Below are 12611 nucleotides of genomic sequence, written 5' to 3' on the forward strand. Positions count from 1 at the left end.
GGAGGAGCTTCCATGGCAGGCCTCGGCAACATCCTGATCACCGGCGGCGCGTCCGGTCTCGGCGCGGCGACGGCAGCCGTCGTCCAGGAGAACGGCGGCACCCCCTTCGTGATCGACCGGACGAGACCCGCTGCAGGCATCGAGTTCGTCGAGGCCGACCTCGCTGACACCGCCTCGGCCGAAGCGGCGGTGCGGGAACTCGTCGGACGGGCGGGCGGCAGGCTCGACGGTGTCTTCACCGCCGCCGGGACCGATGCCTGCGGCGCGCTGGACGCGGTCTCCGTGCGGGACTGGGAGCGCGTCGTGCACGTCAATCTGCTCGGCACGGTCGCCGTCGTCCGGGCGGCGCTGCCCTTCTTGAAGGAGAGCCGAGGCACGGTGGTGACCTGCGGCTCCACTCTCGGCATCAAGGCCGTCGGCGACGCGACCGCCTACTGCGCCGCCAAGTTCGGCGTCGTCGGGTTCACCAGGGCGCTGGCCGCCGAGACCGCCGGGTCGGTCGGTGTGACTCTGTTGATCCCCGGCGGGATGCACACCGCCTTCTTCGACGACCGCGCCGAGCAGTACAAGCCGCCGCCGGACGCCCGGCTGAACCAACCGGAGGACGTGGCCAGGACGGTCGCGTTCGTGCTGAGTCAGCCCCCCGGCTGCGAGATCAGGGAACTCGTCGTCTGCTCGTCGGAAGAGGGATCGTGGCCCTGACCGAGTCGATCCTGGTCCTGCGTGCGCTGGGTCTCGGCGATCTGCTGACGGGAGTCCCGACGCTGCGGTCCCTGCACCGTGCGCGCCCCGAGGCACGTCTCGTGCTCGCGGCGCCGGGCGGGCTGCGCGCCGTCGTCGATCTCGTCGACGCGGTCGACGAGCTGTTGCCGACCGAGGGACTGGGTGCCTTGAGCTGGCCGGGTGCACCGCCGAGTCTCGCGGTCAACCTGCACGGCAGGGGACCGCAGAGCATCCGTGATCTGCGTGCCCAGCGGCCGCACGACCTGCTCACCCACCGCCACCCCGACGTCGGCGGCCAGCCGGGCCTGGAGTGGCGGGACGACGTGCACGAGGTGGACCGCTGGTGCAGGCTGCTGGACTTCGCGGGCATCGACGCGCGGCGGGACGATCTCGGCCTGCCCGCCCCGCCGGTGCCCAGCCCGCACCCGCACGCGATCGTCGTTCATCCCGGCGCCGCCTCAGCGGCCCGACGGTGGCCGCCGGGCCGCTACGCCGAGGTGGCTCGCGCGCTGCGCGCCGATGGCCATCACCTCGTGGTCACCGGCACCCCGGCCGAGCGGGACCTGGCGGCCCGGGTCGCCGAGGAGGCAGGACTGCCCGCCTCGACGGTCCTCGCAGGCCGCACCGGGCTCGCCGAACTGGCGGCCGTCGTCGCCGAGGCGAGGCTGGTGATCTGCGGGGACACCGGAGTCGGTCATCTGGCCACGGCGTTCGCCACCCCGTCCGTGCTGTTGTTCGGCCCGACGCCGCCGAAGCTGTGGGGGCCGCCGCCCGGCGCCGCGCAGCACGTCGCCCTCTGGGTCGGCGACCTCGGAGATCCGCACGCCGACCATCCCGACGCCGGACTGCTGATGCTGCTGCCCGACCGGGTGCTGGCCGCCGTCCACGGGCTGCTGCGCGAACAGGTCGACCATGGCTAGCCGGGTCGGTGTCGTCGGAGCAGGCTACGTCGGGCTGACCAGCGCGGCCTGCCTCGCCCGGCTCGGTCGGCACGTGACCTGTGTGGACAACGACCGGCACAAGATCGACCGGTTGCACGACGGCGAGGTGACGCTCGTCGAGCCGGGACTGTCGGAGCTGGTCGCCGAGGGCATCGCCGGGCGACGACTCCGGTTCACCACCGATCTCGCCGCGCTCGCCGACGTCGAGGTGGCCCTGCTCTGCCTGCCGACCCCGATGGGGCCGGGCGGCGTCGCCGATCTCGGCGCCTTCGAGACGGTCCTCGCCGATCTCGGCCGGGTGCTGCGGCCCGGCTGCGTCGTCGTCACGAAGTCCACCGTTCCGATGGGCACGGCGCGGCGGATTCCCGGCCTGCTCGGCCGATCGGACCTGCCGGTGGTGGGCAATCCCGAGTTCCTGCGCGAGGGCCACGCCGTCGCGGACTTCCTGCGTCCCGACCGCATCGTGATCGGCGCCGACGCGGGACAGCGCGCCGCCGCCGATCGAGTGGCCGCCCTCTACGCGGCCACGGGAGCACCGGTGCTGCACACCGATCCCGCGACCGCCGAAGTGACCAAGTACGCCAGCAACGCCTTCCTGGCGGTGAAGGCCTCCTACGCCAACGTCCTCGCGGATCTGTGCGAGCGGGTCGGCGCCGACGTCACGCAGGTCACCCGAGCCATGGGCTTCGACGACCGGATCGGGCCCGACTTCCTCGCGGCCGGACCGGGCTGGGGCGGCTCCTGCCTGCCGAAGGACGCGGGGGCGCTGCTGTGGGCGGCGGAGGCGGCCGGTGTGGACTTCGCCCTGGTGCGGGACGCGGTCAAGACCAACACCCGCCAGCATTCGATGGTCGTGCGGAAGGTGCGCTGCGCGGTCACCGGTTCGGCGGCGGGATCGCTCGTCGGGGTTCGGATCGGGGTGCTCGGCCTGGCCTTCAAGGCGGGAACCGGTGACCTGCGGGCTTCTCCCGCCGTCGCCGTCGTCGAGGCGCTCGCCAGACAGGGCGCACTGATCTCCGCGCACGATCCCGGCGTCAGCGCAGACGACCGCGTCGGTATCGGGGCAGGCGTGCGGGTGGTGGACGACCCGTACCGGGTCGCCGAGAAGGCGATGGCGCTGGTCGTGCTCACCGAGTGGCCGGAGTTCCGGGACCTGGACTGGCGAATGCTGGCCGCCGCCGCTGAACAGCTCGTCGTCGTGGACACGCGCAACCTGCTCGACCAGGAGATCCTCGCCCAGGCGGGCTTCCGACATATCGGAATCGGAACCGGCGGCGGCCGACCCGAGGGATGACGGCCCCGCCGCTGCCCCGGGGGCGGCCCGGCGGGCGTGGTCCTGCCGGGCCTTCGTGCGCCGTCGAGTCGTGCCGTCCTTAGAGCCTGTTTTTGATCCCCCTGGAGCCGTGAGCGGGGATCAGCGCGGCTGAGCTGCCAGGCGGAGGAAAGAGACATAACCGGAGTCATGTCGACTGACGACAACGCCGCAGATCGCCGCGCCTGCCCCGCGCAACAGGAAAGTGGGGATCAAAAACAGGCTTTTAGAGTGTTCGCATGGTCGACTGCTGGCCGTCGGATGCTCCGGGTGTGCTTCGGCTGCCTTCCGGACGGCTCGTCCGGGGGCGCGGGCTGCGCAGGCCGCTGCCGCCGGGACCGACGCCGACCTTCGCCGTCCACCTGCTGGGCGGGACGCCGCCGTCCGTTCCGTGGGAGAGCCGCCTGCTGCCGTGGCCCGACTTCCTCCTGCCCCGCGATCGAACCCTGGCCCGCGAGGTCCTGCACGAGGCCTGGCGGCGAGCCGCGACCGAGCGGGTGGAGATCGCCTGCGGCGGCGGCCGAGGGCGGACCGGCACCGCCCTGGCCTGCCTCGCGGTGCTCGACGGAGTGCCGCCCGCCGAGGCCGTCGGTTTCGTGCGGCGCCACTACGATCGCCACGCCGTGGAGACTCCCTGGCAGCGCCGCTACGTCACCCGGTTCGCCGCCGGCAGGCAGACGGACACCTTTTGAGCAGCTCTTCCCTGCCGAAGCCTGCCTGTGGGGCACTGCGGGCGGGTCGACGTCCGGGCGGACGCGGTGACCCGTCGGCGGTCGAGGCCCGTGCCGGTTCGGCGGCCTCTTGCACCGACGGTGTCGGCTCCGCCGCAGCGACGGCACGTGCCTGCTGACGATCTGTTCGACGAGGGTGTCGTACCCGCAGGGTCGGTGTGGACGAGGCGAAGCGGCCGTGCGGTCCGGCAGACCGCGTGCGGCGTCCCGTGCCGGGTTCGCCGAGTCGGTTTGCCCGCCCCTCAGAGGCTGCTGATCGCGGCTGCCGTCCAGCGGCCCTGCGCGCCGGGCAGCGTGGCCAGATAACGGCCTGCTCGGCCGGCGTCCCAGCCGTGTGCCTCGCCGAGACCGGCCCGGAGCACCCGCAGGTAGCCTGCCGAGGGCGCCACCCAGTCGACCTGCGCGGCCTGCCACGGGGCAGTGAAGGTCAGCATCGGCGATCCCTCGCGGTCGCCGACGTGCAGCAGGGTCTCGTAGCGGCCGGGCCCGAGTTCGTGTCGCCCGGCGGCCAGCACGGGGCGCATATCCAGGTCGGCGCCGGGCTCGCGGTACATCTCCTGCGCGGTCAGGTCGGCGAACTGGCCCGCACTGATCAGGTGGGCGCATGCGGCGGCGGGTCCCGGCAGCTCGGGATCGTAGAACGCCCGCCCGCCGCCCCACACCGAGGACTCGGTGGCGAAGTACACGCCGCCCGTCAGCAGACAACCCACGCTGCGGTGTAGTGGGCGGGGGTCCCGGCAGCCCGGATAGGCGTGCGTCGTCCCCGGCGGGGTGCCGCCCGCCAGATAGAGACGCAGGCGTTCGGCACACATGTTGCTGCCGTAACTGACGTACCAGACCAGCTCCGGCGACGGCGATGTCGAGGGACGCGGGACCGCAGGCGGGGGGCTCGGCGATCCGGTCACGGCGGCGGGCCGCCCGTCAGACACGGCGGCGGGCCGCCCATCAGACACGGCGGCGGGCCCGTCATCGTGCGGCCGGGTCGGGTCGCCGTCGCCTGCCTTAGATCCCGACGGCCGCGCGAACCTGGCGCAGGACCGGCACCGCCTTGGCCCGTGCCTTCTCGGCACCCGCCGCCAGGATCGCGTCCAGCTCGCTGTCCGGCGCCGTCAACGCCTCATAGCGCTCTCGCATCGGCGCAAGCTGCTCGTCGAGCACCTCGAAGAGCTGGTTCTTCAGCTCGCCCCAGCCGACCCCGCCCGCCGCGAGTCGCGCGCGGGTGTCGTTCACGACGTCCTCGCTCGCGAACTGCTGAAGGATCTGGAACACCGAGGACTCGTCGGCGTTCTTCGGCGCCTCGACCGGTGTGCTGTCGGTCGGCATCCGGCGGACCAGCTTCTTCAGCTTCCCCGCCGGCAGGAACAGCGGAATGGTGTTGTCGTAGGACTTGCTCATCTTGCGGCCGTCGATGCCGGGCAGCGTCCGGCCGTTGTCGGCCTCCGGGATCAGCACGCGGGGCACGGTGAACCGATAGCCCGATCCGTAGGCGTGGTTGAACGAGCCCGCGATGTCGGCGGCGATCTCGACGTGCTGCGCCTGATCCTTGCCGACCGGCACCACGTCGGCGTTCATGATCAGGATGTCGACGGCCATCAGCACGGGGTAGTTGAACAGGCCCATGTTGACCCCGGCATCGAGGTCGCTGCGGCCCGCCTCCTCGTTGCGATCCCGCACGGCCTTGTAGGCGTGTGCGCGGTTCATCAGGCCCTTGCCCGTCAGGCAGGACATGACCCAGTTCAGCTCGAAGATCTCCGGCACGTCGGACTGCCGGTAGAGCAGTGTGCGCTCGGGGTCGAGTCCCGCCGCGATCCAGGTGGCCGCCACCGACCGCGTGTACCGCCGCAGCAGTTCCGGATCGCGCAGCGTGGTGAGGGCGTGGTAGTCGGCGATGAAGTACATCGACTCGTAGTCGGCGGCCAGCTCCAGGGCCGGGCGGATCGCACCGATGTAGTTGCCGAGATGCGGCTCGCCGGTGGGCTTGATGCCGGTCAGCGATACCTTCTTCGCGGGCGATGCCATGGTCGGGCAGTCTACCGGGCGGCGTCGTGGCCTTCCGTCGACTTTCCCTGTCCGGCTGCTGCCCGGACGTGCGGCGCAGGCGGCGATGGAGCAGCCTGTTGCACGAAGGCGAGGACCGTCGTGCCCGCACAGCGCCGCCGCCTGCGGTGCGGCTCCCGCCGCCCGTGCAGCGGGAGCCCCCGATCACACCAGGCGCTCGTGCAGTGTTCGAGGCAGCATCCGTACCCGGTGAAGGAGTGACCAGTGCCATCTCGCCCCTATGTGCTGGCCTCGGCGGCCTGCTCGGTCGACGGCTATCTCGACGACGCGAGCGAGGAACGCCTGCTGCTGTCCGGCGCGGCCGACTTCGATCGGGTGGACGAGGTGCGGGCCGGGGTGGACGCGATCCTGGTGGGGGCCAACACGATCCGTCGGGACGATCCCCGTCTGTTGGTGCGTTCCGACCACCGGCGCGCCGAACGGGTGCGGCGTGGGTTGTCGCCGAGCCCGCTGCGCGTGACCATGACCGCCTCGGGCGAGCTGGACCCGAGTGCCCGTTTCTTCACCAGCGGTGACGCGCAGCGGCTCGTGTACGTCCCGACCAGCGGAGTCGAAGCGGTCACCGCCGGGTTGGGGGCGGCGGCCTCGGTGATCGGCGCGGGCGATCCGCTGGACCTGGACGTCCTGCTCACCGACCTCGCGGGGCGCGGGGTGGCGCGGCTGATGGTGGAGGGCGGTGGCCGCGTGCACACCCGGTTCCTGGCCGCCGGGCTCGTCGACGAGCTGCACCTGGTCGTCGCGCCCTTCCTCATCGGTGACCCCGCCGCGCCACGCTTCGTCGGCCCGGCCGCGTTCCCCCAGGATGCGGCGCATCGGATGACCCTGATCGAGACCCGCATGGTCGGCGACTGCGCACTGCTGCGGTACCGCATCGGCGGTGTCAGCACGGGCTGAGCCTGCGAGTGCGAGGGCGGGCAGCAGACAGGGACGTCGTACCGGTGAGAGCGGCAGCACGCCCCGAACTCGAAGAGTGGGGGCAGGCTCACGACCGGGTGGTGCCGGGGGTGAGTCGGGTGCGCAGAGTGGCGGCGAAGTCTTCGGCGCGACCCAACTGGACTCGCAGTCTGTCGATCTGCTCGGCTGCGTCGCGTTCGTATCCCCGGATGCGCTCCAGCAGGGCTTCGTGGCCCTCGGCGTTCAGCTCGCCGTCGGCGTCGAGGCGGTCGGTGGCGTCCAGCAGGTCGCGCATCTGATCAAGAGTGAAGCCCAGCGGTTTCATCCGGCGGATCACCATCAGACGGTCGACGTCCGCCTCGGTATAGAGACGGAAACCCCCTGGGGAGCGGGCCGACGGGACGACCAGACCGGTCTCGTCATAGTGCCGGATCGTGCGCAGAGACAACTCGGTGCGCGCGGCGACCTCACCGATCTGCATGTGCTCGTCGTCCACCTGTGTCCTCATCCGCCGAGGGGATATTCGGATCACCCCGATGAAACTACCCTAACGTCAAGGTAGAGTTGCGTCAGCGCGAGCGAGATCGTCCGCCGCCGCGCCGTCGTGTCGGGGTCGATGCCGCCTCCGTTGAGCAGTCGAGTCCCGGCAGGAGACGAGTGTGAGCGAGTCCGCGACAGCCTGCGCTGCGGCCTGTCCGCCGTGACATCTCGCCCGCAGTGGTGAGCCCCGGCGCCATTCGCGCCTGCCCGCCCGGCTTCCCGTAGGCGGTTCTCCTCGTCTCGCCGGTTGCCGCGCGGTGCCTGCCGGGCATCGCCAAGTCCCGCCTGCACGCCACGTGAGGCGTGCCCGAACACGACAGGTGTCTCTTTCTGTGGCTTCTCCCGATACCACCCTGCCCCCGTCCGGACGGCTGCGCGCCCTCGCACCCGACTGGCTGCGTGATCCCAGCGTCTGGCGCACCGAGATCCTGGCCGGTCTCGTCGTCGCCTTGGCGTTGATCCCCGAGGCGATCTCGTTCTCGATCATCGCAGGCGTCGACCCCGCAGTGGGGCTGTTCGCCTCGTTCACCATGGCCGTGGTGATCTCCGTGGTCGGTGGTCGTCGGGCCATGATCTCCGCCGCCACCGGCGCCGTCGCCCTCGTCATCGCTCCGTTGAACCACGTCTACGGGTTGGGCTACCTGATCGCCGCGGTCATCCTCGCGGGCGTGTTCCAGATCGTGCTGGGCGCGCTCGGCGTGGCCAGGCTGATGCGCTTCATCCCTCGGTCGGTGATGGTCGGCTTCGTCAACTCGCTCGCCATCCTCATCTTCCTGGCCCAGGTGCCGGAGCTGCGTGACGTCCCCTGGGCCGTCTACCCGCTGCTCCTCGGCGGCCTCGCCCTGATGGTGTTCCTCCCGAAGATCACCACTGTGGTCCCTGCACCACTGGTCTCGATCGTGGTGCTCACCGTCGTCACGATCGGGGCGGGCATCGCAGTGCCGACTGTCGGTGACAAGGGTGAGCTGCCGTCTGCTCTGCCGACACCGGGTCTGCCGGACATCCCCTTCACCCTGGACACCCTCGCCGTCATCGCGCCCTACGCCTTCGCGATGGCGCTCGTCGGGCTGATGGAGTCGCTGATGACCGCCAAGCTGGTCGACGACATCACCGACAGTCATTCCTCCAAGACCCGCGAGTCGATCGGTCAGGGCATCGCCAACATCGTCACCGGATTCTTCGGCGGCATGGGCGGCTGCGCGATGATCGGCCAGACGATGATCAACGTGAAGGTGTCCGGTGCTCGCACCCGACTGTCGACGTTCCTCGCGGGGTCGTTCCTCATGGTGCTGTGCATCGTGTTCGGACCCGTCGTCTCCGATATCCCGATGGCCGCGCTGGTCGCCGTCATGATCATGGTGTCGTTCGCGACGTTCGACTGGCGCTCGGTCAGCCCGAGGACTCTGCGCAGGATGCCGCCAGGGGAGATCACCGTCATGCTGACGACCATCGCCTGCGTGGTGATCACCCACAATCTCGCGATCGGCGTCGTCGTCGGTTCGATCACCGCGGTGGTCATCTTCGCGAAGCGCGTCGCGCACCTCGCCGACGTCACCGCCGTGGTCGATCCGGACGGCACGATCGTGGTCTACCGGGTCACCGGCGAGCTGTTCTTCGCTTCCTCCAATGACCTGATCGGTCGTTTCGACTACGGGGGCGACCCGACGAACGTCGTCATCGACCTCACCGCGGCGCACGTCTGGGACGCCTCCTCTGTCGCCGCGCTCGACGCGATCGAGACGAAGTACGCGCAGCGCGGCAAGACCGTCGAGATCATCGGGCTCAACCCGCCCAGCGCCCGCCTCCACCGCAGACTCACGGGCGAGCTCAGCGCAAGCCACTGACCGGGGGCGGACGAGGCCACTGCTGCCGGAGACGCAGGTCGCGTCCCCGGAGCGAACCGGTCCTGCCCTGCCGGGCGGCAGGCTGTTGACTCCGTCGGGTAGAACCGAACGAACCGACAGTCTGTCCGCCCGGCCCTGCCCGGGCGATTGGTAGATCGACTGCTTGATCAGCTCATGTTTTCGACGTCTGCCTCGTCGTCGACGTCCTTCTTCTCTGACACCTCGTCGGCCGTCGGGGCAGCGGCCTCTGCCGACGCCTCTGCCCCGCCCTCGGCGAGCCGCTTGATCGCGGCAAGCCTGCCGTCCCACCGCTCGGCGAGCCGGGTGAGCCAGCTCGCGGTGCTGGTCAGCGCCTCAGACCGCACGCTGAACCGGACCTCGCGGCCCTGACGGCGCCCGCTGACCAGGCCCGCCCGTTCCAGGACGGCCAGGTGTTGCACGACGGCCTGCCTGCTCACCGGCAGCGGGGCGGCCAGCGCGGTGGCGCTGGCCTCGCCGAGCGCGGCGAGTTCGTCGAGGATGCGACGACGGGTCGGGTCGGCCAGCGCCGCGAGGGTCTCCTCCTCCGTCATGCCGTCAACGAGTCGACGTGGTCGCGCAGGCTCGTCAACCCGCCCTCCCACCCCTGTTCGTTGTCCCGGACGTGCTGGGAACGCTCGTCGTCAGAGCCCGCGAGCTCGCGAAACCCCCGCTCGGCGACCTGCACGAGCGTGCCCTCGCCGTCAGGGGAGAGGGTGAACTCGACGAGGGTGGCGTTGCCCTCGGCGGGGGGCACGTCCGGCAGCAGGGCCCAGCGGAAGGCCAGTCTGCGCGGCGGCTCGACCACCTCGACGATCCCGTGGAACGCGCCGTGCTCCTTCCATCGCAGTACCAGCGCGCCGCCCGGCCGCAGATCGATCTCGGCGCCGTCGAAGGCGAACCAGGCGGCGAGCTGGTCGGCCTCGGTCAGCACCGTCCACACTCGGTCCTGCGACGCGGCGATGTGGATCTCACGGCGGATCAGGTCGGGAGTCATTCGTGGCCTCCGGTTCGTCGGCTCAGTGCGCACGCCGATTGACGTGCAAGAGCAGACTTGCACAAGGGTGACTCTCGTGCAAGTCATTGCTTGCGCCTGACGTGGCTTCCTCGGCGAGCCCGCAGGTCGGCGAGCCTCGTCGAGCAGGGCGTCACCAGCGGGTGTGCACCGACGATCGGATGCGAGTGTCGTAGATCGTCCGCATGCCGTCCGACACCGTCGCGGACAGTGGGGGTCGCCCGGCCGCCGAGGCGTTGGACCGGGCATGTTCCGGGGTGCGTGCGCCGGGGATCACGGTCGTCACGCCAGGCTGGTCGATCACCCACCGCAGCGCGGCCTCGGCAGGCGTGCGGCCCTCGGGCAGCAGGGCGGCGAACTCCTGTGCCGCCGCCACCCCCGTGGCGAAGTCGACGCCGGAGAACGTCTCGCCGACGTCGAACGCCGAGCCGTCCCGGTTGAAGGCGCGATGGTCGTCCGGCCCGAATGCGGTGTCCACGGTGTACCGACCGGAGAGCAGTCCGGAGGCCAGCGGAACGCGCGCGATGATGCCGACCCCGGCCGCCTGCGCGGCGGGCAGGACCTCCTCCAACGGCTTGCGGCGGAAGGCGTTGAGAATGATCTGCACGCTGGCCACGCCGGGCCTGGCGATGGCGGTCAACGCCTCCGCGCACGTCTCCACACTCATGCCGTAGGCGGCGATCCGCTCCTCGGTCACCAGGGTGTCCAGCGCGTCGAAGACGCCGTCCGAGTGGTAGACGGCCGTGGGCGGGCAGTGCAACTGCACTAGGTCGAGCCGGTCGACGCCCAGGTTCGACCGAGAACGGTCCACCCAGGAACGCAGATTGTCCACGGTGTACTGCGCGGGGTCTAGCGGCGCCCGACGCCCCGCCTTGGTGGCCACGACCAGGTCGACACCGGGATTGTCGGCGAGGAAGCGGCCGATCAGCCGCTCGCTGCGGCCGTCGCCGTAGACGTCGGCCGTGTCGAACATCGTGACGCCCGACTCCACCGCGGCCGCCAGCACGGCCAGCGCCGCGTCGTCCTCCACCTGCCCCCAGTCCGCGCCCAACTGCCAGGTGCCCAACCCCACGACCGACACCGGCCGACCCGTCCTGCCCAGAACCCGCTGCTCCATGCGCGCGACCATAGCCGCCTGCGCAGGCCGATCGAAGCGGTGTGCGTCGGGCCGTGCGCACTTCGGCAGGTCGCGGCCGACTGCCTGGTGCACCGGGCCGGGACCTCGTTCGCCCGGCGCGGCTCGATCTCGCCACGCGTCCACCGGCTCCTGATCCGCCACCGTGTGGCAGACCCCGAGACGCCCGGGTCGGGACCGCAGCCTGCGTGAATCAGGCCGGGGATTCGGTGGGGACGTCGAACCAGCAGATCTGGCCGGGCCGTGGGTCGATGCGGTCCCGGAGCAGGACGTCGACCTCTTGTCTGACCCGGTCGGCCGATTCGGCGGGGGAGGTGAACCAGGGCACGAATCCTTCGGCCTCGGTGAGGGTTCCGGGGATGATCACGCCTTCGCGGACGAACTGGACGGCGGCTTCTCCTGCCTGCCGGAGCAGGTCGTCGGAGGCACCGTCGATCTCGAGGATCATGCTCTCGATCTCGGCGAAGTAGACCCAGTCGTCCTCCGCGGCGTCGAGCAGTCTGGCGCGCAGTTCGTCCAGCATCAGGTGCTCCACTTCTGCGTGTTCACCTGAATCTTCAGTGATCGACCACCGGGGATCTTCATATCGACCGTGGGCTCGACGGTGGTCTTGGACTTGGTGCGGTAGCCGATCGTCGTGCCGTCCGGGCGCCGGAGCAGCCGTCCGATGTAGGAGGGCATCGGCGCGTCTCGGCCGCCGGCCGCCAGCGCGGTGAACAGTTCGTCGAGCTCTTCGACCGAGCGTACTTCTCTGATCAGGTCCTTCTTTCGTCGCGCGGGGGCTCGACCGATGGCATTGCCCTCATCGAGGACGTGCTCGGTGGCAGTGCGATCTCGCCACCGGCCGAGAGGAGAAGCGTCGTCCCCACCCGGTTGGCTACGCCGAGTGTTCGCGGGTGTCCTCGATGAAGATTCCTGCGCCACCGCCTCCCGAGCTCCGCCCGGTGGCTCCGTGATCGCGGAGTCGCCCACGACGAGCGCGGCGTGGAAGCCGAGGACGATGCGTTCAGCCTGTTCGATGCGGTGCAGTTCCTCGGCGATCGTCTCGCGCGTGTGCCGAAGCAGCGCGAGTCCGTGTTCGGCGCTCGCGGCCCGGGCTCCGGCGAGTGCGGCGGTCGCGACGGCCAGTGCCTCGTCGAGGTGTGCGGCCGCCACCGACAGCGCGTGTCGCGCCTGCGCGGTGCGATCCGAGGCGAGTAAGACCTGCTGTGCCACCTGCTGAAGTGAAGACATCCCGACCCCGATGATCACGTCAGAAGATCAGGCGATCGCCGTGCGTGATCATTGTCGGTCTTCACTCGATCGGGGGCTGCGGTGCAGAGGGTCCTCGTCGTCGCCACGGTCCACCGCCAAGCCGTTCGCCGCGAGGTCTCCCACCGCAGCTGTGCCACAGACCCGGC

Annotated in this window: 14 protein-coding genes; 6 read left to right on the forward strand and 8 right to left on the reverse strand. The window is 70.7% G+C overall.

Annotated features, from left to right (window positions below; genetic code table 11):
- Positions 1 to 12: 12 nt before the first annotated feature.
- The 4 genes from UA75_RS10455 to UA75_RS10470 all read left to right on the forward strand — a co-directional run bounded on the left by UA75_RS10455 (position 13) and on the right by UA75_RS10470 (position 3668).
- Positions 13 to 702, forward strand: a complete 690-nt coding sequence (locus UA75_RS10455) for an SDR family oxidoreductase (RefSeq protein ID WP_075740073.1) — start codon at positions 13 to 15, stop codon at positions 700 to 702.
- Positions 693 to 1643 (forward strand): glycosyltransferase family 9 protein, encoded by a 951-nt coding sequence (locus UA75_RS10460; protein WP_083690668.1) that lies wholly within the window; start codon positions 693 to 695, stop codon positions 1641 to 1643. Before UA75_RS10455 ends, UA75_RS10460 begins: the two co-directional genes overlap by 10 nt.
- Positions 1636 to 2958 carry a UDP-glucose dehydrogenase family protein gene (locus UA75_RS10465; RefSeq protein ID WP_075740074.1) on the forward strand — a complete coding sequence of 441 codons (1323 nt, stop codon included), beginning with the start codon at positions 1636 to 1638 and terminating at the stop codon, positions 2956 to 2958. Before UA75_RS10460 ends, UA75_RS10465 begins: the two co-directional genes overlap by 8 nt.
- 257 nt (positions 2959 to 3215) lie before the next feature.
- Positions 3216 to 3668 (forward strand): protein phosphatase, encoded by a 453-nt coding sequence (locus UA75_RS10470; protein WP_075740075.1) that lies wholly within the window; start codon positions 3216 to 3218, stop codon positions 3666 to 3668.
- Between the two features lie 281 nt (positions 3669 to 3949).
- Here UA75_RS10470 and UA75_RS10475 read toward each other — a convergent pair whose 3' ends face one another.
- Positions 3950 to 4612, reverse strand: coding sequence for a histone deacetylase (locus tag UA75_RS10475; protein ID WP_075743648.1), 663 nt, complete (start codon positions 4610 to 4612; stop codon positions 3950 to 3952).
- A 97-nt stretch (positions 4613 to 4709) separates the two neighbouring features.
- Positions 4710 to 5726, reverse strand: coding sequence for a tryptophan--tRNA ligase (locus tag UA75_RS10480; protein WP_075740076.1), 1017 nt, complete (start codon positions 5724 to 5726; stop codon positions 4710 to 4712).
- A gap of 243 nt (positions 5727 to 5969) precedes the next feature.
- On the opposite strand from UA75_RS10480, the gene UA75_RS10485 reads away from it, so the two are divergent.
- Complete coding sequence (locus UA75_RS10485) at positions 5970 to 6659, forward strand: RibD family protein (RefSeq protein WP_075740077.1); 690 nt, start codon at positions 5970 to 5972, stop codon at positions 6657 to 6659.
- An 88-nt stretch (positions 6660 to 6747) separates the two neighbouring features.
- Here the strand turns inward: UA75_RS10485 and UA75_RS10490 are convergent, their stop codons facing one another.
- The gene (locus UA75_RS10490) at positions 6748 to 7167 is read right to left on the reverse strand and encodes a MerR family transcriptional regulator (RefSeq protein ID WP_075740078.1); all 420 of its coding nucleotides are present in this window, start codon (positions 7165 to 7167) and stop codon (positions 6748 to 6750) included.
- 364 nt (positions 7168 to 7531) lie between these two features.
- Here UA75_RS10490 and UA75_RS10495 point away from each other — a divergent pair, with 364 nt between their 5' ends.
- On the forward strand, positions 7532 to 9043 hold the full coding sequence (locus tag UA75_RS10495; protein ID WP_075740079.1) for a SulP family inorganic anion transporter: 1512 nt from the start codon (positions 7532 to 7534) through the stop codon (positions 9041 to 9043).
- Between the two features lie 167 nt (positions 9044 to 9210).
- On the opposite strand, the gene UA75_RS10500 is transcribed toward UA75_RS10495, so the two are convergent.
- From UA75_RS10500 to UA75_RS10520, 5 genes are all read right to left on the reverse strand, one after another.
- Complete coding sequence (locus UA75_RS10500; protein ID WP_075740080.1) at positions 9211 to 9615, reverse strand: ArsR/SmtB family transcription factor; 405 nt, start codon at positions 9613 to 9615, stop codon at positions 9211 to 9213.
- A complete protein-coding gene (locus UA75_RS10505; protein ID WP_075740081.1) occupies positions 9612 to 10058 on the reverse strand; it encodes an SRPBCC domain-containing protein in 447 nt (148 codons plus the stop codon). Before UA75_RS10505 ends, UA75_RS10500 begins: the two co-directional genes overlap by 4 nt.
- 151 nt (positions 10059 to 10209) lie before the next feature.
- Entirely contained in the window at positions 10210 to 11193 is a 984-nt protein-coding gene (locus tag UA75_RS10510) for an aldo/keto reductase (protein WP_075743649.1), read from the reverse strand.
- 211 nt (positions 11194 to 11404) lie between these two features.
- Positions 11405 to 11734, reverse strand: coding sequence for a hypothetical protein (locus UA75_RS10515; protein WP_075743650.1), 330 nt, complete (start codon positions 11732 to 11734; stop codon positions 11405 to 11407).
- Positions 11734 to 12426 (reverse strand): hypothetical protein, encoded by a 693-nt coding sequence (locus UA75_RS10520; protein WP_157434101.1) that lies wholly within the window; start codon positions 12424 to 12426, stop codon positions 11734 to 11736. Before UA75_RS10520 ends, UA75_RS10515 begins: the two co-directional genes overlap by 1 nt.
- Between the last annotated feature and the right edge of the window lie 185 nt (positions 12427 to 12611).

Origin of the sequence: Actinoalloteichus sp. GBA129-24, from assembly GCF_001941645.1 — a bacterium.
Taxonomy (GTDB): domain Bacteria; phylum Actinomycetota; class Actinomycetes; order Mycobacteriales; family Pseudonocardiaceae; genus Actinoalloteichus_A; species Actinoalloteichus_A fjordicus.

Coding starts and splice junctions, on each gene's coding strand:
- UA75_RS10455 (WP_075740073.1), top strand. CDS start 13: ATGGCAGGCCTCGGCAACATCCTGATCACCGGCGGCGCGTCCGGTCTC.
- UA75_RS10465 (WP_075740074.1), top strand. CDS start 1,636: ATGGCTAGCCGGGTCGGTGTCGTCGGAGCAGGCTACGTCGGGCTGACC.
- UA75_RS10470 (WP_075740075.1), top strand. CDS start 3,216: ATGGTCGACTGCTGGCCGTCGGATGCTCCGGGTGTGCTTCGGCTGCCT.
- UA75_RS10480 (WP_075740076.1), bottom strand. CDS start 5,726: ATGGCATCGCCCGCGAAGAAGGTATCGCTGACCGGCATCAAGCCCACC.
- UA75_RS10490 (WP_075740078.1), bottom strand. CDS start 7,167: ATGAGGACACAGGTGGACGACGAGCACATGCAGATCGGTGAGGTCGCC.
- UA75_RS10500 (WP_075740080.1), bottom strand. CDS start 9,615: ATGACGGAGGAGGAGACCCTCGCGGCGCTGGCCGACCCGACCCGTCGT.
- UA75_RS10505 (WP_075740081.1), bottom strand. CDS start 10,058: ATGACTCCCGACCTGATCCGCCGTGAGATCCACATCGCCGCGTCGCAG.
- UA75_RS10510 (WP_075743649.1), bottom strand. CDS start 11,193: ATGGAGCAGCGGGTTCTGGGCAGGACGGGTCGGCCGGTGTCGGTCGTG.
- UA75_RS10515 (WP_075743650.1), bottom strand. CDS start 11,734: ATGCTGGACGAACTGCGCGCCAGACTGCTCGACGCCGCGGAGGACGAC.